This is a genomic window from Bacillus nitroreducens, from assembly GCF_964021195.1.
Map to the genome: position 1 here is coordinate 1,199,325 of NZ_CAXHYI020000003.1, position 18,884 is coordinate 1,218,208.

17 protein-coding genes and 1 riboswitch are annotated in these 18,884 nt (G+C 38.3%); of the genes, 11 read left to right on the forward strand and 6 right to left on the reverse strand.

Translation table 11 applies throughout. The features are described 5' to 3' along the window. The first annotated feature begins 147 nt into the window (after positions 1-147). Complete coding sequence (locus ACWPVE_RS09685; RefSeq protein ID WP_453992824.1) at positions 148-1,053, forward strand: LysR family transcriptional regulator; 906 nt, start codon at positions 148-150, stop codon at positions 1,051-1,053. A gap of 106 nt (positions 1,054-1,159) precedes the next feature. Continuing rightward, positions 1,160-1,462 carry a hypothetical protein gene (locus ACWPVE_RS09690; RefSeq protein WP_453992826.1) on the forward strand — a complete coding sequence of 101 codons (303 nt, stop codon included), beginning with the start codon at positions 1,160-1,162 and terminating at the stop codon, positions 1,460-1,462. 178 nt (positions 1,463-1,640) lie between these two features. Here the strand turns inward: ACWPVE_RS09690 and ACWPVE_RS09695 are convergent, their stop codons facing one another. From ACWPVE_RS09695 to ytzI, 3 genes are all read right to left on the reverse strand, one after another. Further along, positions 1,641-1,955 (reverse strand): DMT family transporter, encoded by a 315-nt coding sequence (locus ACWPVE_RS09695; protein WP_453992828.1) that lies wholly within the window; start codon positions 1,953-1,955, stop codon positions 1,641-1,643. Beyond that, the gene (locus ACWPVE_RS09700; RefSeq protein WP_453992830.1) at positions 1,955-2,296 is read right to left on the reverse strand and encodes a DMT family transporter; all 342 of its coding nucleotides are present in this window, start codon (positions 2,294-2,296) and stop codon (positions 1,955-1,957) included. Before ACWPVE_RS09700 ends, ACWPVE_RS09695 begins: the two co-directional genes overlap by 1 nt. 62 nt (positions 2,297-2,358) lie before the next feature. Continuing rightward, a riboswitch (guanidine-I (ykkC/yxkD leader) is annotated at positions 2,359-2,496 on the reverse strand. A gap of 143 nt (positions 2,497-2,639) precedes the next feature. Continuing rightward, positions 2,640-2,795, reverse strand: coding sequence for a YtzI protein (gene ytzI, locus ACWPVE_RS09705; protein WP_453997448.1), 156 nt, complete (start codon positions 2,793-2,795; stop codon positions 2,640-2,642). Between the two features lie 417 nt (positions 2,796-3,212). Between ytzI and ACWPVE_RS09710 the strand changes: the two genes are divergently transcribed. After that, a complete protein-coding gene (locus ACWPVE_RS09710; protein WP_453992832.1) occupies positions 3,213-4,931 on the forward strand; it encodes an ABC transporter ATP-binding protein in 1,719 nt (572 codons plus the stop codon). 43 nt (positions 4,932-4,974) lie between these two features. On the opposite strand, the gene ACWPVE_RS09715 is transcribed toward ACWPVE_RS09710, so the two are convergent. Further along, positions 4,975-6,633 carry a glutamine--tRNA ligase/YqeY domain fusion protein gene (locus tag ACWPVE_RS09715; RefSeq protein WP_453992834.1) on the reverse strand — a complete coding sequence of 553 codons (1,659 nt, stop codon included), beginning with the start codon at positions 6,631-6,633 and terminating at the stop codon, positions 4,975-4,977. A 209-nt stretch (positions 6,634-6,842) separates the two neighbouring features. Here ACWPVE_RS09715 and ACWPVE_RS09720 point away from each other — a divergent pair, with 209 nt between their 5' ends. The 6 genes from ACWPVE_RS09720 to ACWPVE_RS09745 all read left to right on the forward strand — a co-directional run bounded on the left by ACWPVE_RS09720 (position 6,843) and on the right by ACWPVE_RS09745 (position 13,226). After that, entirely contained in the window at positions 6,843-7,586 is a 744-nt protein-coding gene (locus tag ACWPVE_RS09720) for a threonine/serine exporter family protein (RefSeq protein ID WP_453992836.1), read from the forward strand. Then, positions 7,580-8,047 (forward strand): threonine/serine exporter family protein, encoded by a 468-nt coding sequence (locus ACWPVE_RS09725; RefSeq protein WP_453997450.1) that lies wholly within the window; start codon positions 7,580-7,582, stop codon positions 8,045-8,047. The genes ACWPVE_RS09720 and ACWPVE_RS09725 overlap by 7 nt, the downstream gene beginning before the upstream one ends. Before the next feature lie 113 nt (positions 8,048-8,160). Continuing rightward, positions 8,161-9,147 (forward strand): LacI family DNA-binding transcriptional regulator, encoded by a 987-nt coding sequence (locus ACWPVE_RS09730; RefSeq protein WP_453992838.1) that lies wholly within the window; start codon positions 8,161-8,163, stop codon positions 9,145-9,147. A 249-nt stretch (positions 9,148-9,396) separates the two neighbouring features. Beyond that, positions 9,397-10,794 (forward strand): sucrose-specific PTS transporter subunit IIBC, encoded by a 1,398-nt coding sequence (locus ACWPVE_RS09735; RefSeq protein WP_453992839.1) that lies wholly within the window; start codon positions 9,397-9,399, stop codon positions 10,792-10,794. Positions 10,795-10,825: 31 nt separating this feature from the next. Continuing rightward, entirely contained in the window at positions 10,826-12,265 is a 1,440-nt protein-coding gene (locus tag ACWPVE_RS09740) for a glycoside hydrolase family 32 protein (protein WP_453992841.1), read from the forward strand. Positions 12,266-12,275: 10 nt separating this feature from the next. Beyond that, positions 12,276-13,226 carry an aminoimidazole riboside kinase gene (locus ACWPVE_RS09745; RefSeq protein WP_453992843.1) on the forward strand — a complete coding sequence of 317 codons (951 nt, stop codon included), beginning with the start codon at positions 12,276-12,278 and terminating at the stop codon, positions 13,224-13,226. Between the two features lie 212 nt (positions 13,227-13,438). On the opposite strand, the gene ACWPVE_RS09750 is transcribed toward ACWPVE_RS09745, so the two are convergent. Beyond that, on the reverse strand, positions 13,439-14,812 hold the full coding sequence (locus ACWPVE_RS09750) for a dipeptidase (RefSeq protein ID WP_453992844.1): 1,374 nt from the start codon (positions 14,810-14,812) through the stop codon (positions 13,439-13,441). Between the two features lie 399 nt (positions 14,813-15,211). Next, a complete protein-coding gene (gene purF / locus ACWPVE_RS09755) occupies positions 15,212-16,672 on the reverse strand; it encodes an amidophosphoribosyltransferase (protein WP_453992846.1) in 1,461 nt (486 codons plus the stop codon). 320 nt (positions 16,673-16,992) lie between these two features. Between purF and ACWPVE_RS09760 the strand changes: the two genes are divergently transcribed. Both ACWPVE_RS09760 and murQ read left to right on the forward strand, forming a co-directional pair. After that, a complete protein-coding gene (locus tag ACWPVE_RS09760) occupies positions 16,993-17,841 on the forward strand; it encodes a MurR/RpiR family transcriptional regulator (protein WP_453992848.1) in 849 nt (282 codons plus the stop codon). Positions 17,842-17,997: 156 nt separating this feature from the next. Next, positions 17,998-18,882: an N-acetylmuramic acid 6-phosphate etherase gene (gene murQ, locus ACWPVE_RS09765; protein ID WP_453992850.1), complete on the forward strand. Its 885-nt coding sequence runs from the start codon at positions 17,998-18,000 to the stop codon at positions 18,880-18,882. The last annotated feature ends 2 nt before the right edge of the window (positions 18,883-18,884 follow it).

Genomic DNA, 18,884 nt, shown 5'->3' on the forward strand with positions numbered 1-18,884 from the left:
CTATATATTTTAAATAGTCAAAATCTCACGGACGGTTTTATCTGTAAATTCTTGATATTTATCATTGTATAATGAATAATTAATCTAAACAATATAAATAAAAGATATAATTAATGCCAAAAATAGATGAATGGAGGAAAATACCTAGTGGAACTGAGACAGCTGACCTATTTTATGGAAGTTGCAAAGCGAGAACATGTCACAGAAGCAGCAAATTCCATGCATATTGCGCAATCTGCTGTAAGTCGGCAGTTATTTAATCTTGAAGATGAATTAGGTGTGAATTTATTTATTAGAGACGGAAGAAATGTAAAATTGACCCCAATCGGCAGAGTTTTTTTGGATCATGTTGAACAAGCATTAAACGTACTCGATAATGCCAAGCGTGAAATTGAAGAATATTTAGACCCAGAACGGGGAACGATTCGAATTGGATTTCCAAGTAGCTTAGCGGCACACACACTTCCGACAGTAATATCTGCATTTCGTGATCGCCATCCACAGGTGAAATTTTCATTGTCACAAGGAAACTATTATTCTTTGATCGACCGAGTGAAAACAGGTGAAATTGATATGGCACTCCTTGGGCCAGTACCGAACCAAGAAAAGAAAATCACAGGAACGACTCTCTTTACCGATAAAATGGTGGCGCTTTTACCACGCTCACATCGGCTTGCTAAAAATAAAACGATTAATCTTAGTCAGTTACAAGAGGAGCAGTTTGTCTTGTTTCCAAAAGGATATGTTCTTCGGGATATTATTGTAAAGGCGTGTAATCAACTTGGGTTTCAACCTACAGTTTCTTTTGAAGGTGAAGATATAGATGCGATTAAGGGACTAGTTTCCGCAGGCCTCGGAGTCACAATTATACCAGAAGTAACGTTACTTGAAAATGTTCCACATTCGACCGTTAAGGTTTCGATTGTACTTCCTGAGGTAACACGTTCAGTTGGGGTTATCATTCCCAAAGACCGAAAATTGCTCCCAACGGAGAAGATTTTTTATGAATTTTTAAAGGATTATTTCTCATTTTTAGACAAGTTCCAATATTAATTATTGTTGTATTTCCTCGGAAATAGAAAGAATTTGTCGTAATCAATTAGTATAGCGCATGAAAAGGTAATTAAGTAATAGGATATTATCAGTAGGAGGTGAATAAATGTCTGTTTCAAGAATACTAAAATGGGTGACAGGTGGTCTTGAAGCAATTCTAGGTATACCATTTTTAGGGGCTTCCATTATTCTTGGTTTTTATTGGGCGCCGCTGGGAATTATGTTGGTTCTCCATATTATTACCCTTGTCCTTACGAAGAGGGATGGAGGGTCCTATGTTGGGAGTGTATTTGGAATTATCACTTCTTGTATCGGGTGGATTCCGTTTGTTGGAATGATCATGCATATTCTATCTGCGATTTTCTTAATGGTTGATGCAACGAAATCGGATTTAGCTTCAAGGTCATAATCCTTCATCACATTATAAAAAGGGCTGTTTTTCGTAACAGCCCTTTTTAAAATTTTTATCTGTTTTTGAGGAGCAATGAAACCATAATCTAATCGTAGAGTACCGAGCCCAGTCTGTGTATAGCATTGTAATCTACATGTGGGAGTGATGAAAAATCCTCACTAACTTTTGTTTCCCATTATCCAACAAGCTTTAATCCAACGGCAGAGCTAATGATTAAAGCAATGAATACAAAGCGTTTCCAGTCCTTTGGTTCTCCATAAAAAAACATTCCTAATAGTGCCCCACCTGACGCTCCTAATCCAGTCCATACAGCATAGGCAGTACCCATGGGTAAGGTTTTCATGGCAATACTTAAAAATAAAAAGCTTCCCCCAAATGCTCCAAGGAGTAATACAAGTGATTGCCAATTTTTCTTTTCGTGTAGTCGATTTATCATGACAACGCCCAGCATTTCAAAAATTCCTGCTATTATAAGTGAAAACCATGCCATTACCCCTCAGCTCCTTCTACTTCTTTTTCTTTGGTAACAAGCTTGAGACCAATCACTCCAATTAACAGGACCCCGATTAATAGAAGCTTCGTCATCTTAACTGGTTCATTAAAAAATAGAATTTCCGATAACACGGTACCTGCAGTTCCAAGCCCAACAAAGACAGCGTAAACAGTTCCAACCGGTAATTTTTTACCTGCAGCGATTAATGCGTAAAAGCTGATATAAATCGCAATCGCAGTTCCCGTCCAAGTCCAAAAACTATCCGCATGCTTTAATCCAATTACCCAAAATACTTCGAAAAAGGCTGCTAGAAAAACCTTTGCCCATTCTAAATTCATTCTTTTTCCCCCTAATGATTTTAATCAAAAGAAAAAGCCTAAAAGATTATAACAAATGTATAATCTCCCAGGCTTTTGTCCTTCCGTGGCATAGCTCTTGAATATGTGTTCACTGGACTTATTAAACATACTCTTTATGCTATGAGTTTTCTCTCGGACCAGACTAGCAAGATAGCTACGGAACCCTAGAAAACATTTTATTTAATTAATTTGATTATAGTACATAAACTTTTTACCTTAAAGAGGCAAATATTACTTAGTATGGTGAGAGTTTCTGTGAAGTCTAGATTCATAATTTAATAAGGATGCAATCTTTATTGAGATAGCTACCAATCGTTTCGCATTATTTTGGTTGTTTATTCTTTTCCTTATCTTCGTCAGGATGCGGGTCAATTTTTAGCGAGTTTGGAAGAACATCATATGCTTTATTTGTAACAAGAACGGTTATGCCGATAACGATAAAACAAAGAATAATCGAAAAAATCATGACAATCATCATTGTACTCACGGTTCCTCACCCCTCTTTCATGTTGAAAATAGTACACATTGAAACAGAACGCATAGCGTTTCTGAATTTTTTATATTCTGTCTCTACCATACCATTTTGTCTCTAAATTCACCACTCCTTATCACTGTTTTTGATTATGTAAATTCAAGGGAATGTCATCAATATGATTCAAATGATGATTGAAATGTGCCGAAAGGATAACGATGTCAGATCAACTAAAAAATTGGTTCTGTCTTCGTGTTTGAGATCTCCAAGAACAAAGCTGCAGGTTAACAATTCCCCAAAGCATACATTGAGTGCGGAAAAAACTCATACACTATATTTCGAGCAACAAAATAGTTTGTCAAGTCCAGGGAATCAGCTTATAATTCGTATAGATGTAAAGGATGTTATGAGGGAGAGAGTAGGATGATTCGGCGTTTTTTTACATATTATAAACCCCATCGTACATTGTTTTTAATTGATTTTAGCTGTGCGGTTATTGTAGCTATCTTAGAACTTGCCTTTCCGCTAGCTGTGCAATGGTTTATAGATAAACTTTTACCAACCCATAATTGGTCTGCAATTGTATGGGTGAGTGTCGGATTGTTAGTTTTATATGCTGTTAGTTCAGGTCTCCAATTTATTGTTGGATATTGGGGGCATAAGCTAGGAATTAACATTGAAACTGACATGAGACAGCAGTTGTTTCAGCATGTTCAACGTCAATCTTTTCGCTTTTTTGATAATACAAAAACAGGCCATATCATGAGTCGAATCACGAATGACTTATTCGATATTGGGGAACTTGCTCACCATGGTCCAGAGGATTTGTTCATTGCGATCATGACGTTTGTAGGGGCATTTTGGATTATGCTAACCATTAATGTGAAGCTTGCATTAATTGCGATTGTTGTTGTGCCGTTTTTAATTTGGCTCATTGCTTTTTCAAATGTTCGCATGAATCGTGCCTGGAAGTCGATGTATAGCAACATTGCGGATGTAAATGCAAGAGTGGAGGATAGTGTTGCAGGGGCACGTGTGGTTCAGTCTTTTACAAATGAGGAGTATGAAATTTCACGTTTTAAAGTTGACAACGGTAAGTTCCGTCGCTCAAAGCTAGGCGCATACAAAGTGATGGGCTCTGCATCAGCAGGTATCTATTTCATGACACGCTTGTTTGTACTAATTGTGTTAGTTTTTGGTGCATGGTTAAGCTTTAATGGGGATCTTACATACGGGGAATTAGTCGGATTCGTCCTTTATGTCAATGTTCTTTTTAAACCAATTGATAAAATTAGTGCCCTATTAGAGTTATATCCAAAGGGAATGGCTGGTTTCAAACGTTTTACAGAGTTGCTTGACATGGAGCCAGAAGTGAAAGATGCAAAGGATGCAATAGCTGTTCCATCACTTCGAGGAGATATCAAATTTGATCAGGTTACGTTTGGTTATGATGAGAAACAGGGTCCTGTTCTGAAGAATATTAATTTAAAGGTGCATGCTGGTGAGACAGTGGCATTCGTTGGTCCATCTGGGGCAGGAAAGACGACGATTTGTTCATTAATACCTCGTTTTTATGATGTTGATAGTGGTTCGATTACCATTGATGGAATGGATGTCCGACAAATGACGAAACAATCGTTAAGATCGCAAATCGGAATTGTCCAGCAAGATGTGTTCTTGTTTACAGGCACCTTACGTGAAAACATTGCGTATGGGAAGCTTGGTGCATCAGATGAAGAGATAGAGCAAGCAGCAAAGCGTGCCCATCTAGAGGAATTTATAGCGGGACTACCTGATGGATATGAAACACAAGTAGGGGAGCGAGGTCTTAAGCTTTCTGGTGGCCAAAAACAACGGATCGCGATTGCGAGAATGTTCTTGAAAAACCCACCAATCTTAATATTAGATGAAGCCACTTCAGCTCTTGATACGGAAACAGAGCAAATTATTCAAAAAGCATTAACAGAGCTTGCAAAAAATCGAACCACATTAGTGATTGCCCATCGGTTGGCAACCATTCGAAATGCAGATCGAATAGTAGTGGTAACGGAAGAGGGAATCGCTGAACAAGGTGCACATGATGAGTTACTCGAGCAAGGTGGTATCTTTGCAAATCTACATCAGGTCCAATATCAATCTTGAGTTATATAAAAGACTCGTGCAATAGTAGCACGAGTCTAGTTTTTTACAATTTAAATGAACTTTTTAAAGAAACAATTCGGTTAAAGACAGTACGGTCTTCTGTTGTAAGTTTTGGGTCTACATTAAAGTAACCGTGTCTAAAGAATTGGAATTTATCCTGTGGTTTTACATCTTTCATATTTGGCTCGACGAACCCATGTAAGATTTCAAGAGAGTTTGGATTGACATGGTCAAGGAAAGTCTTGTCTTCATCTTCCTCATTTTCTTCCTCGTCTAAAATAAGTGGCTCATACAAACGGAATTCAGCAGGTACCGCTTGTGTAGCCTCAACCCAGTGTATCGTTCCTTTTACTTTACGGCCTGTAAATCCAGTACCACTCTTCGTTTCAGGATCATACGTACAGCGGAGTTCTACTACATTTCCTTCCTCATCCTTGATAACCTCTTCACATTTAATAAAATACGCATGTTTGAGGCGTACTTCATTACCAGGGAAAAGACGGAAATATTTCTTTGGTGGATTTTCCATGAAATCCTCTTGTTCGATATAGATTTCACGTGAAAAAGGAATTTGTCTTGTACCCATCTCAGGGTTTTCTGGGTTGATCTCTGCGTCAAGCATTTCCACTTGTCCTTCTGGATAATTGGTAATGACTACCTTAAGTGGATTGAGGACACCCATTGTACGTGGGGCTTTTAACTTTAGATCTTCACGTACAAAATGCTCAAGCATTTGAGTATCAACTGTTCCATTATTTTTCGCAACGCCTAATTCACGGCAGAAGTTACGGATTGCTTCAGGCGTATAGCCCTTTCTTCTTAGTCCAGAAATGGTAGGCATACGTGGGTCATCCCATCCATCTACATATTCTTCCTCAACAAGCTGCTTAAGTTTACGCTTACTCATTACTGTGTTTGTTAAATTGATACGGCCGAACTCAATTTGTTGTGGCTTACTTTCCATTTCACAATGCTCAACAACCCAGTTATAAAAAGGACGTTGGTCTTCAAATTCAATCGTACAAATGGAATGTGTTACACCTTCAATGGCATCTTCAATTGGATGGGCATACGTATATAATGGATAGATACACCATTTATCACCTGTGTTATGGTGTGTGACATGTGCAATTCGGTATATAACAGGGTCACGTAAATTGATGTTTGGTGATTTCATGTCAATTTTTGCTCGTAACACTTTTTCACCATTCCCGTACTTCCCTGCACGCATGTTTTCAAACAACTCAAGATTTTCCTCGATAGAACGGTTTCGATATGGGCTGTCTTTTCCAGGCTCAGTTAAGGTTCCTCGGTATTCACGGATTTCATCCGCACTTAAGTCGTCCACATACGCGAGGCCCTTTTTAATTAATAGCACAGCTCGTTCATACATTTCTTCAAAGTAATCTGATGCAAAGAATAGACCTTCCCAGTCATATCCGAGCCATTTTACATCCTCTTTAATCGCGTTTACAAACTCAATATCCTCTTTCAATGGGTTTGTATCATCAAAACGCAGATTTGTTTTTCCATTAAATTCATCTGCTAAATCGAAATTAAGCACGATTGATTTAGCGTGTCCAATGTGAAGGTATCCATTTGGTTCTGGAGGAAAACGAGTCACAACATGATCGCGTTTTCCAGTTTCTAAATCGTCGATTATGATATTCCTAATAAAGTTTGAATTGTTCGTATTCTCCACGGCCATAACCTCTTTCGTTATCCTATACTGGACCCTCAAAAATTCACGTAAATCTCACTTTTTGAAGATCTTCTATAATGGATGAATATATCATAAATCAAGAATAATTACCATTAATCTCATGTTTACCAAAGATTAAGTTGAATATAAGGGTTTCTTTATATAAGCTTTACAATATATCAATTTTTAACTATCGGAGCGTATGTTTTATGGATAAGAAAAGTAGAATTGTTGAAGTATGTCTCTTAGCAGGTAAAATTATGCTAGAGAGTGGCGCCGAAACGTATCGAGTCGAGGATACCATGAATCGAATAGCTGCAGCATTCGGAGTGTTAACATCACATAGTTTTGTAACCCCTACTGGTATTATTTTTTCCACAAGTGAGACAGATAAAACAAATTTAATAAGGATATCTAATCGGTCAACCGATTTGGAAAAGGTTGTTCTTGTCAACAGCATCTCACGCAAGATTAGCAGTGGTGAGTTGTCATTAGCAGATGCTAGAAAACAACTCAAAGAGATTGATCGAGCAGACCTTGCCTATCCTATTTGGATTCAAATTTTGGCTGCTGCACTCGCTAGTGGCTGTTTTACCATCATGTTTCTTGGAAGTTGGGTTGACTTTGTTCCTGCGTGTGTGACAGGGGGATTAGGGTTCGCCTTTTTTATCTTTATCCATCAGATTGTCCGCATCAAATTTTTCGCGGAATTTATTGCGTCCTTTATCATCGGAATTATTGCGTATGCCTTTATCGCAATCGGGAGCGGTGAAGAACTTGAAAAAATTGTGATCGGCTCTGTGATGCCGCTTGTTCCAGGCTTATTAATTACAAACGCTGTTCGCGACTTAATTGCAGGACATCTGATGTCAGGACTTGCAAAGGGAGCTGAAGCCTTTTTAACAGCCTTTGCGATTGGAACAGGAATTGCAGTTGTGCTATCGATATTCTAAAAAGGAAGGAGTCTACCATGCTTTCTCACTTAATCACAAGCTTTGTTGCATCAAGTACATTTGGAATCATCTTCAATGTTCCCAAAAAGTCCTTATTAAATTGTGGACTAGTCGGAATGATTGGATGGATGTTCTATATTGTTTTATTTACAGAAGGGGTCGATGCGGTGTATGCGACATTGGCTGCCTCTTTTGCGGTTGCCATCATTAGTCATATCTTAGCAAAAGTGTATAAAAACCCTGTTATTATTTACAGTATTGTTGGAATCATCCCGTTAGTACCAGGTGGAACGGCATATGATGCGATGAGGAATTTTGTTGAAAATGACTATTCCACTGCTTTACCTTTAGCAGCGAGAGCCTTTATGATCTCGGGTGCCATCGCATTCGGACTCGTTCTATCTGAGGTGCTGAATCAATTGGTAATTAGAAGAAAAACGCAAATGAGATATAAATCTTAATAAAGAGGAGTTCATCAAAGGCTGAACTCCTAATGAAGAAAGAATAGATTTTCTTTTGTCCTTGTAAGAATTGTGTAAAATATAGAGGAATGAATCAATATGGAGGAAATGTCATGGTTACAATGAAGGAAATTGCCAAATTAGCTAATGTGTCCAGTGCGACTGTGTCGCGTGTGCTGAACAATTCAGGATATGTGAGTGATGAAGTTCGTAAAAGAATTTTAAAAATCATTGAAGAAACTGGCTATATCCCAAGTGAGCATGCTAAAGCGTTGCGCACAAAGCAGTCGAATGTCATTGGGGTTATCTTACCAAAGCTGAGCACAGAAACGGCTAGTCGAATTGTAAATGGAATTAGTGAAGAATTGGCAAAACACGGCTATCAAATCCTATTAACCAATACAAATCTTGATCCTCAAAAAGAAATTGAGTATTTGAAGCTTTTAAAGAGCAAACAAGTCGACGGTATCATACTTCTTGCGACAAATCGCGGTGAGGGGCTTCTTAACGAGATTAAAAAACTTAGAATTCCCTTTGTAGCTACTGGACAAGAAATAGAGGGAATTCCATCTGTCATCAACAATAACGTCCAAGCAGCAAAGGATATTACGACTCTACTGATTAAGAAAGGCCATCGGAAAATTGCGTTTATCGGCGTTGACGAAGAAGATTATGAGGTTGGCTATAAACGTAAAGCGGGATACTTAGAAGCGCTAGAGGAAAACCAATTAGAGGTTGACACCCACTGGGTACAAAAAGGGGAATTCTCAATTGAATCAGGTTATCATATGGCAAAGGAAATATTCGAAAAATCAGTTCAAAAACCTTCCGCGATTGTCGCTGTTACAGACCGACTAGCTATAGGAGCGATGGAGTACTTAAAGGAAAAAGGGTTAATTGTTCCACATGATGTTGCGATAACAGGAATGGGGGCATCGGATCTTTCTAAATATGTTGTTCCCAAATTAACTACAGTAGATTTGCTAAGTGAATATACAGGAGCAGAAGCAGCGAAGACGTTGTTACAGATTTTGCAGGAAGGTGTTTCCTCTGAAAAAAAACAAATAGATTATAGACTAATTATTAGAGATAGTATATAATCTATTTCATAACAAATGTGTAATCGATTACACATTCTCACTATATTTTTTTAGCTATATGTGTAATCGATTACCTATTGTGAGTAATGAGCCATATCCACTGCTAAGTTATAGAAAACTTCTAGTAAAAACAAATGACATCAATGAATGTAAGAGTAGCTCAACGGATATTTTACGAAAGGGTTTCATTTTGATGTATATGTAATCGATACCACATTAACACTAACACTATAATAGGGGTGAGAGGTAATGTCAGAAAATCGGAGAATTGCTGAAGAAATCATAGAAGCAATTGGGGGTAAAGAAAATATCGTATCTGCTGCACACTGTGCAACTAGATTGCGCATTATGGTGCAGGATAAAGAGAAAATTGATCAAGAAAAGGTTGAGAATGTTGATAAGGTAAAAGGAGCATTCTTTAACTCAGGTCAATTCCAAGTAATCCTCGGAACAGGGACAGTTAATCGTATTTATGAAGAGGTAGAAAAGCTTGGTGTCGATACAACGACAAAATCCGATCAATCAAAAGAAGCGGCAAAGAGTGGAAATGCATTTCAACGAGCTGTAAGGGCCTTCGGAGACGTATTTGTTCCCATTATTCCAGCGCTAGTTGCCACAGGTTTATTTATGGGGCTTCGTGGCTTAGTCATGCAGGAAGAAATCTTAGCGTGGTTTGGCTTAACGACTGCTGATATATCAGAAAACTTCATCTTATTCACACAGATATTAACTGATACAGCCTTTGTTTTCTTACCAGCACTTGTAGCCTGGTCCACATTTCGTGTGTTTGGTGGAAACCCAACAATTGGGCTTATACTTGGATTGATGCTAGTAAGCCCATCATTACCTAATGCATGGGGAGTAGCGGGCGGTGATGTTGATCCCATCATGTTCTTTGGTTTTATTCCAGTCGTTGGATACCAAGGTTCGGTAATCCCAGCATTTATTACAGGTGTGGTTGGTGCGAAACTTGAACAGTGGATTCGTAAGCGTGTTCCAGAGGCACTCGATTTGATTGTCACTCCGTTTTTAACATTGCTTATTATGATTGCTTTAGCATTGTTTGCAATCGGACCAGTATTCCATACAGTTGAGAATGTGATACTAGATGTGACGGTTGCTGTACTTGAATGGCCATTTGGTTTAGCGGGACTTATAATTGGATTCCTTAACCAAATCATTGTCATTACGGGTGTTCATCACGTCTTTAACTTATTAGAAATTCAATTACTTGAAAACTTTGGTTTTAACCCTTATAACGCAATTGTAACATGTGCGACTGCGGCACAAGGTGGAGCTGCATTAGCAGTTGGTTTAAAAACAAGATCAACTAAATTAAAAGCTTTAGCGTTACCGTCGTCATTATCGGCATTTTTAGGAATTACAGAGCCAGCTATCTTTGGGGTAAATCTTCGCTATGGAAAACCATTTATTATGGGATTGATTGGTGGTGGAGTTGGTGGTTTCTTGGCTTCGATCTTCGGACTAAAAGGAACGGGTATGGCAATCACTGTTATTCCAGGAACATTACTTTATTTAAACGGACAAATTTTAATGTATATCCTTGTAAACGTAGCTGCAATTGCAGTAGCATTTGTTCTCACTTGGATGTTCGGTTTCTCAGATAAAAAGCTAGAAGGCAAGTAATAACTTGCCTTCTTTATGTAAGGAGTTCATCATGAATCAACGTGAATTAACTGAAAAAGTAAACCAGGAAGTTGTGCGAAATAAAGAGCGGGTTGAAAGTGACCCTTATCGTCTACATTTTCATTTAATGCCTCCAGTAGGGCTTTTGAATGATCCAAATGGGTTTATTCAATATAAGGGAGTTTACCACCTTTTTTATCAATGGAATCCATTTGAAACGGCCCATGGCTCCAAATTTTGGGGACATTACACATCAACCGACCTTGTAAATTGGAAACATAATCCAATTGCACTTGCTCCGAGTGAGTGGTATGAGAAAAATGGTTGCTATTCAGGAAGCGCCGTTGAACACGAAGGAAAAATGGTGTTGTTTTATACTGGTAATGTGAAAGATGAAAATGACGAACGTGAAACGTATCAATGTATGGCGGTATCAAGTGACGGTATCACGTTTGAAAAAAAGGGACCAGTCATCCATCTACCTGAAGGGTATACTGCCCATTTCCGTGACCCAAAGGTTTGGAAAAAGGATAATATTTGGTACATGGTACTAGGTGCTCAAGATCTAAACGAGCAGGGCAAGGTTGTTCTTTATTCCTCTTACGACCTAACGAACTGGGACTTTCATGGTGTGATTACAGGTTCAGAAATGAATGGTCTGGGGCCGTTTGGATATATGTGGGAATGTCCTGACTTATTTGAATTAGATGGGAAAGATGTTCTGTTAGTTTCCCCCCAGGGACTTGCGCCTGAGGGAGATTTATATAACAATCTATTTCAAGCAGGTTATTTTGTCGGTGAGTTGGATTATCAAGAGCTGTCCTACAAACATGGGGATTTTACCGAGTTAGATCGTGGCTTTGATTTCTATGCCCCACAGACAACAGTTGATGAAAAAGGTAGAAGGCTCCTTTTTGCGTGGATGGGCATTACGGATGAAAATGAAAAGTATCAACCGACTATCAAAAATGGTTGGATTCATGCTATGACATTGCCACGCGTTTTGTCTCTTAAGGGTGAAAAAGTTGTTCAGCAGCCCGTAGAAGAATTGAAGCAATTACGTAAGAATGAAGTCTCGTATTCAAATGTAGAGGTTAATACAGATATTGTAACGCTTGATAGAGTAGAAGGAACATCTATTGAATTACTTCTTGATGAAATTTCGTATTGTACGGATTCCTTTGAAATTAAATTCAGAGAGTCTGCAAGCTTTTATTATTCTTCAAAAGAAAATAAAGTGAGTCTCCATCGGAAGAACTTTAAAGATGGCCAAATTGAATCACGGCATTGTCAAATCTATGGGATAAAAAAGCTACAAGTATTTTTGGATGCTTCATCCATTGAGGTTTTTGTAAATGATGGGGAAGAAGTTTTTACAGCAAGAATTTTTCCGAGTACGAAGAACGAGTCCATTACGTTCATAGCTGAAGGTAATCTTCAATTTAATATAAAGAAATGGGATTTAGGTTAGGAGGAGAGCGATGGGAAAGGGAGTTATTAGTTTAGGTGAAGCATTAATTGATTTCATTCCACTTGACCAAGACAATATGGAATTTTTAAAAAGTCCAGGAGGTGCACCAGCCAATGTAGCAGTTGGGGTAGCACGGCTTGGGGCGAAGTCCACATTCATTGGGAAAGTGGGAGACGATGTTCTTGGAAACTTTTTAAAACAGACCTTGGACGATTATCAAGTTCAAACAGAAACGTTGTACCTTTCTAAAGAGGTCCGCACAGGACTAACGTTTGTGACGCTTAGCGAAGAAGGTGAGCGGGAGTTTTCGTTTTACATTGAAAAAAGTGCTGATCGCTTCTTAACCCCTGAAGAAATTCCTGCAACACTCTTTGCTGAACATAATGTGTTCCATTTCGGTTCGATTTCGTTAATTGATGAACCTGCGGAGTCAGCAACGAAAAAGGCACTTCAACTCGCAAAGGAAAAGGGACTAATCGTTTCCTACGACCCGAACCTTCGCCCGATGCTTTGGAAGGATTTAGATACAGCAAATCAAAAAATCACTTCCGTGTTAAGTGAAGCGGATGTTGTGAAAATTTCAGAAGTGGAATTGGAGTTCATTACAGGTGAAACGGAAATCGAACGTGGTGTTGAAAAACTAGCACAATACAATATTCCACTATTGGTTATTACACTTGGTAAGGATGGAGTGTATGCTTTCTACAAAGGGCAGTCTATTTTTGTTGAAGCTAGAAAGGTGAAAAGTGTAGATACAACAGGAGCTGGTGATGCGTTCGTATCTGGACTGCTCTACCAATTCAGTGAAAGAGCTAAAAAACTTACAGATTATTCGCTAGAAGAAATTGAGGAAATCGCAACGTTTGCGAGTGTTTCTGGTGCATTGGCGGTCTCCCAAAAAGGAGCAATGACAGCACTGCCAACACTTGAACAGGTACGAGAGTTTTTGGATAAAAACTAGAGTTCCTCTATAAAAGAGTTAATGTATGAAAAATGAAGACCTGAATATTATAGCGAATATGTAAACAGGTCGTTCAATGAGTGAATGAAGGACCGAACTCTTGAGAGTATGTAAGGGAAAGTCCTAAAGTCAGTATAAGAGTTGAGAGTCTCTCATCAGCTCTAATCGTAGTAAAAAAAGGTGGATTCCAATAATGGAATCCACCTATCCGTTTATAATGACTTTTCCAACTCGAACCAGTAGGTACACAGAGTTTCAAAACCTTTATCAAAATTCTCAAGATGAAAGTGCTCGTTAGGCGCATGGAAGTTTTCGGTTGGAAGCCCAAAGCCCATTAATACGATTGGTGCGTGAAGAACTTCATCTAACGTTGCGATGATTGGTAATGAGCCACCACCGCGTGTAAAAGAGGTTGGTACCTGATAGATTGATTCGTACGCACGTGCTGCTGCCTGAATGGCAGGATGATCAAACGGTGTCACATATGGCGCACCTTTGTCAAAAAGTTGCAGGCTTACTTCTACACCTTCAGGTTTATTTTTCTCTATATGTTGTTTCAACTGTTCTACTATTTTCTCAGGGTCCTGGTTAGGAACGAGTCGGCATGTGATTTTTGCATGTGCTTCAGAAGGAATTACCGTCTTGATGCCATCCCCCTGGAACCCACCATAGATTCCATTAATATCAAGAGTTGGGCGGACCCAAGTACGTTCAAGGTAACTATATCCTTTTTCACCATAAAGGGCTGGTACGCCAAGCGCTTGTCGCTCCTTCTCCTCATCGAAGTTTAACGCTTCATATGCCTTTCTTTCTTCATCTGTTAATGGAAGAACATCATCATAGAATCCTTCAACGGTTACTTTTCCGTCTTCAGAATGGAAGGAATCCAACACTTGAACAAGTGCATTAATTGGATTATGTACGCCACCACCATAAAGTCCAGAGTGTAAGTCACTGTTAGGTCCTTTCACATCGATTTGTAGTCCTGCGAGTCCCCGTACTCCATAGCAAATGGTTGGTTTTCCGCGCTCATTCATGGTTGTGTCAGAAATAACAATGACATCTGCAGCAAGTAAATCTTTATTTTCTTTAACGAAGGTTGGAAGGTTAGGGCTTCCAATTTCCTCTTCACCTTCAATGCAGAATTTGAAATTAAGTGGTAATGTCCCCTCTGTTTTTAAAATTGTTTCTAATGCCTTTAAATGCATGAAGGTTTGGCCCTTGTCATCACTTGCTCCACGTGCATAAATTTTATCATCGCGGATTTCTGCCTCAAACGGTGGGCTGTCCCATAAATGAAGAGGGTCAACAGGTTGGACATCATAATGCCCATAAATCAATACTGTTGGTTTTCCTTCTGCATGAAGCCAGTCCCCGTAGACGACAGGATGTCCATTAGTAGGGTGAATGCTTACATTTTCCATACCAATTTTTCTTAATGCTTCAGCAACCCACTCAGCCGTATGATTTACATCTTCCTTATGGTCAGGTAATGCGCTGATACTAGGAATGGATAGAAATTCAAAAAGTTCTTTTAAGTGTAAGTCTCGGTTTTCTTTAAGATGGGTTCGGATGTTTTCGTTCAACGTGTTTCCTCCTTTTTGGTGTAAAGCTAAGTCTATGTCATAATTTTACATCAATTGCATGGTCGAGGAAACGTTTCTTGACGCTATAAATTGCAATAATTAACGACCTTCTAATCATACCCATCAAAAGGAAGTAGAGATTATAAGTACTTTACGAACTAGAAGCTTTTGTTGCAAATAAACCGACGTCTATCTATGCGACAAAGGCAGAGAAATCGTATAAATACCTTTCGTTAGGGAGAAACGTTATAAATTGGATTTGAGCGATTATGAGTTTGAAAGAAATCTAACTTTCGATTACAAACCAAAAATGCCAAGCACCTCTTATGTGAACAAAGTAAAAAGAGGTGCTTAATTCTCGAACATCATGAGATATCCTTGATATTGAATTCATTTACGTTAATCATTGGAACTTTGTGTATCTGTAAATCTTTTTGCATTTTTAAGAGACCCCAAATAGGCTTCTTCATAGTCATACAATGGGGTTGGATAATCCCCTGTAAAATAGGCCATACATAGACCGTTATAAGGAGCATCAAAATGAAGGCCAATGGAATCGACAGTTCCAGGTACACTTAGAAATGCAAGACTATCCGCACCAATTATATCCCGTATTTCTTCTACGGTGTGGTCAGCCGCAATTAATCCGTGACGATCTTGAACGTCAATTCCATAAAAATCAGGAAACCGAAAAGGTGGTGAAGCAATTCTCATATGGACTTCGGTTGCTCCAGCATCACGCAGTAATTGAATGATATATTTGCTCGTTGTCCCTCGAACGATTGAATCATCAACAATGACCACCTTTTTACCATTCACGACTCCTCTGACAGCAGATAGTTTCATACGTACGCCTAACTCGCGCAATTCCTGTGTGGGTTGAATAAATGTTCTAGCAATATATTGGTTTTTGATTAATCCCATTTCATAGGGAATCCCACTTTGTTCGGCATAACCACTAGCGGCCGATAATGATGAGTTGGGCACACCCACAACAATATCCGCTTCTGCTGGTGCCTCTTTTGCTAGAGTTCGACCCATGTTTTTACGTGCAGTATGTACATTGACACCAGCGATATCTGAATCTGGGCGTGCAAAATAGATAAACTCCATTGAACATATAGAGAACATTGTATCTTCTGTATATTTTTCGATTTGGTATCCGTCATTATTGACAATCACAATTTCTCCTGGTTCAATTGAACGAATGAATGTAGCAGTAGAAACATCCAACGCACAAGTTTCACTTGCTAGTATATAAGAGCCATTCGGTAATTGTCCGAGTACAAGGGGGCGAAAGCCATTTGGGTCCATAGCTCCAATCATTTCGTTCGGTGTTAAAATTAAATATGAAAAAGCTCCTTTCATCATATTGAGGCTTTCTTTGAGTCGGTCAAGTAGAGCTTCTTTTTTGCTTCGACGAATGAGGTGCATTAAAATCTCCGTGTCTGAATTTGAAGAGAAAATGGCGCCATTCTCCTCTAATTCCTTACGTAAAGTTATTGCATTTGTAAGATTACCATTATTCGCTAAAGCTAATTGCTCGTCATGGAATTCAAACAAAAAGGGTTGGGTATTCTTCATTGTATTCGTACCAGCAGTGCCATATCGAACATGACCAATTGCAGCTTCACCTTGTAACTCAGCAAATAAGCTTTCATCTTTAAAAACATCTGTCAGCAGCCCTAAGCCACGATGTCCTACTAACTTTCCATCGTGGTTCGCAACAATTCCAGCCCCTTCTTGACCTCTATGTTGTAAACTGTGTAATCCGAAGTAACATAAGCGTGCAGCATCTGGAATCCCCCAAACTCCAAAAACACCACACTCTTCATTCAAACTTCTATAGTGAGTAACCAAGGAATAGCCTCCCCAAAAATAATAAATCTTTAAACACATACTAAGAAATATTATCACCCAAAAATATGATTATATATGTTCAACTTTCAGGTGGAAAATGACAACTAGAATGCTTACTCACGGTTAGAAAACATTTAGTTTTTTTTGATTCCTTAATCGAATTTACTTATGCTAGATTAACCTCTCTATTTTGGCCTAGCTGGATTTTTTTATTTCATTATGAGAAAAATACTTTATCGACTATAATAAAGAGAAAAGGTGTGAAATTTTATTTCATTAATTGTTTCATAAGGAATTTCATTATTAGAGGAGTAATTAGAATGAGTTCATTACTGTTAAGAATTGAGCAACATTTGAGCAGATTATCAGAAGCCGAAAGGAAAATAGGCGCATATATTTTGAAACACCCTGAAATGGTACCCAATATGACAACTAAGGATTTGTCAAAGAACAGTGGGGTAGGTGAGTCGACTGTCATTAGATTTTGTAAATCTATAGGCATTGGAAGTTTCAAATCCTTTAAACTAGAGCTTGTAAAAGATATTACCTTAACAGATATTAACTTGACAGATTTTAATATCTTGAATAAAAAAGATGAACCGTATGACCTGTTTCAAAAGGTAACCTATGTTAATAAGGCTGCTATTGAAGCAACACCAGCTTCACTTGATCGGAAGGATTTTGAAAAAGCAGTAGAAGTATTAGTTGATGCTGATAAACTCCTGTTTTATGGAGTGGGTGGATCTGCAATTGCTGCCTTAGATGGATATTATAAATTCACAAAACTTGGCTATCAGTGTATCCATCGTCATGACTTCCACTTTTTGTTATCAGCAATTCCGTATTTAAGCAACAAATCTGTATTTGTTGCTGTTAGTATGTCTGGAAAAACAAAGGATGTCCTTGAACTATCTAGGTTTGCTAAATCAAAAGGAGCAACTGTTATTGCAATTACAAATATAGATAAATCACCTCTTTATAAAGAAGCAGATATAATTTTATGTACTCCAAAGGTAGAGCATGATTATAGAATTGGAAGTATTCCATCTAGAATGACACAACTGACAATAATTGATGCATTATACTTAAGTGTTTTCCATACTAAAGGAGAAAATGTAATCAAACAATATCACGAGGCTAGAGATGAAGTGGTCCGCTTGCGAAGGTAAGTGGCTCTTTTTTTGGGATTAAAACAGTAAAATTGAGGTAGATTTGTTCGATGTGTTTGAAATTTTATTTCATGTATAATTATAAAAATATTGATTTTTAATTTCAATTAGTTATAATGTATTTGAGAAATGAAATTTCATGAAGAGGGTGAAATGATGCTAGAAAAATTAACGACAGAACTGAGAAACCCTAATAGTATGGATTTAGATAAAAGGTCCGTAAAAGAAATATTGATGTTGATGAATGATGAGGATTCAAAAGTTCCGTTAGCTATAAAGGAAGAAATTGATAAAATTGAAAACGTTGTCAATTATACCATTCAAGCATTCAGAAGTGGTGGGAGACTAATTTATGTTGGTGCAGGTACAAGTGGTCGTCTTGGTGTATTGGATGCATCGGAATGTCCGCCTACGTTTGGAGTAAGCTCAAATTTAGTGCGTGGTATTATTGCGGGTGGTGAGAAAGCGATAACAAATGCGATTGAAGGTGCCGAGGATAAAGAGGAATTGGGAAGTGGTGACCTTAAAGCTATATCGTTAACTGAAAAGGATGTAGTTGTTGGGATAGCGGCGAGTGGAAGAACCCCATATGTAATAGGCGCCCTAAATTATGCTAAACAAATCGGTGCTGTTACTGCAAGTGTGAGTAATAATAAAGATTCCGTAATAGGTAAAATAGCAGATGTTTCAATCGAAGTAGTGACAGGTCCAGAAATTGTAACTGGATCAACAAGATTAAAGGCTGGTACAGCGCAAAAGCTAGTGTTGAATATGATTACAACAGCATCAATGATTGGTATTGGGAAAGTTTATGAAAACTTAATGGTGGATGTACAACCGACAAACAAAAAATTAGTGGAACGAGCTAAGAAAATAATAGTTGAAGCAACTGGTGTTGATTATGAAAGTGCACAATCCTATTTCGAGGCAGCTCATCAGCAAGTGAAACCAGCAATTGTCATGATCTTATTAAATTGTTCATATGAAGAGGCTTTAGCCAGATTAGAAGAGTCGAAGGGTTTTATTAGAAATACAAAATAGTT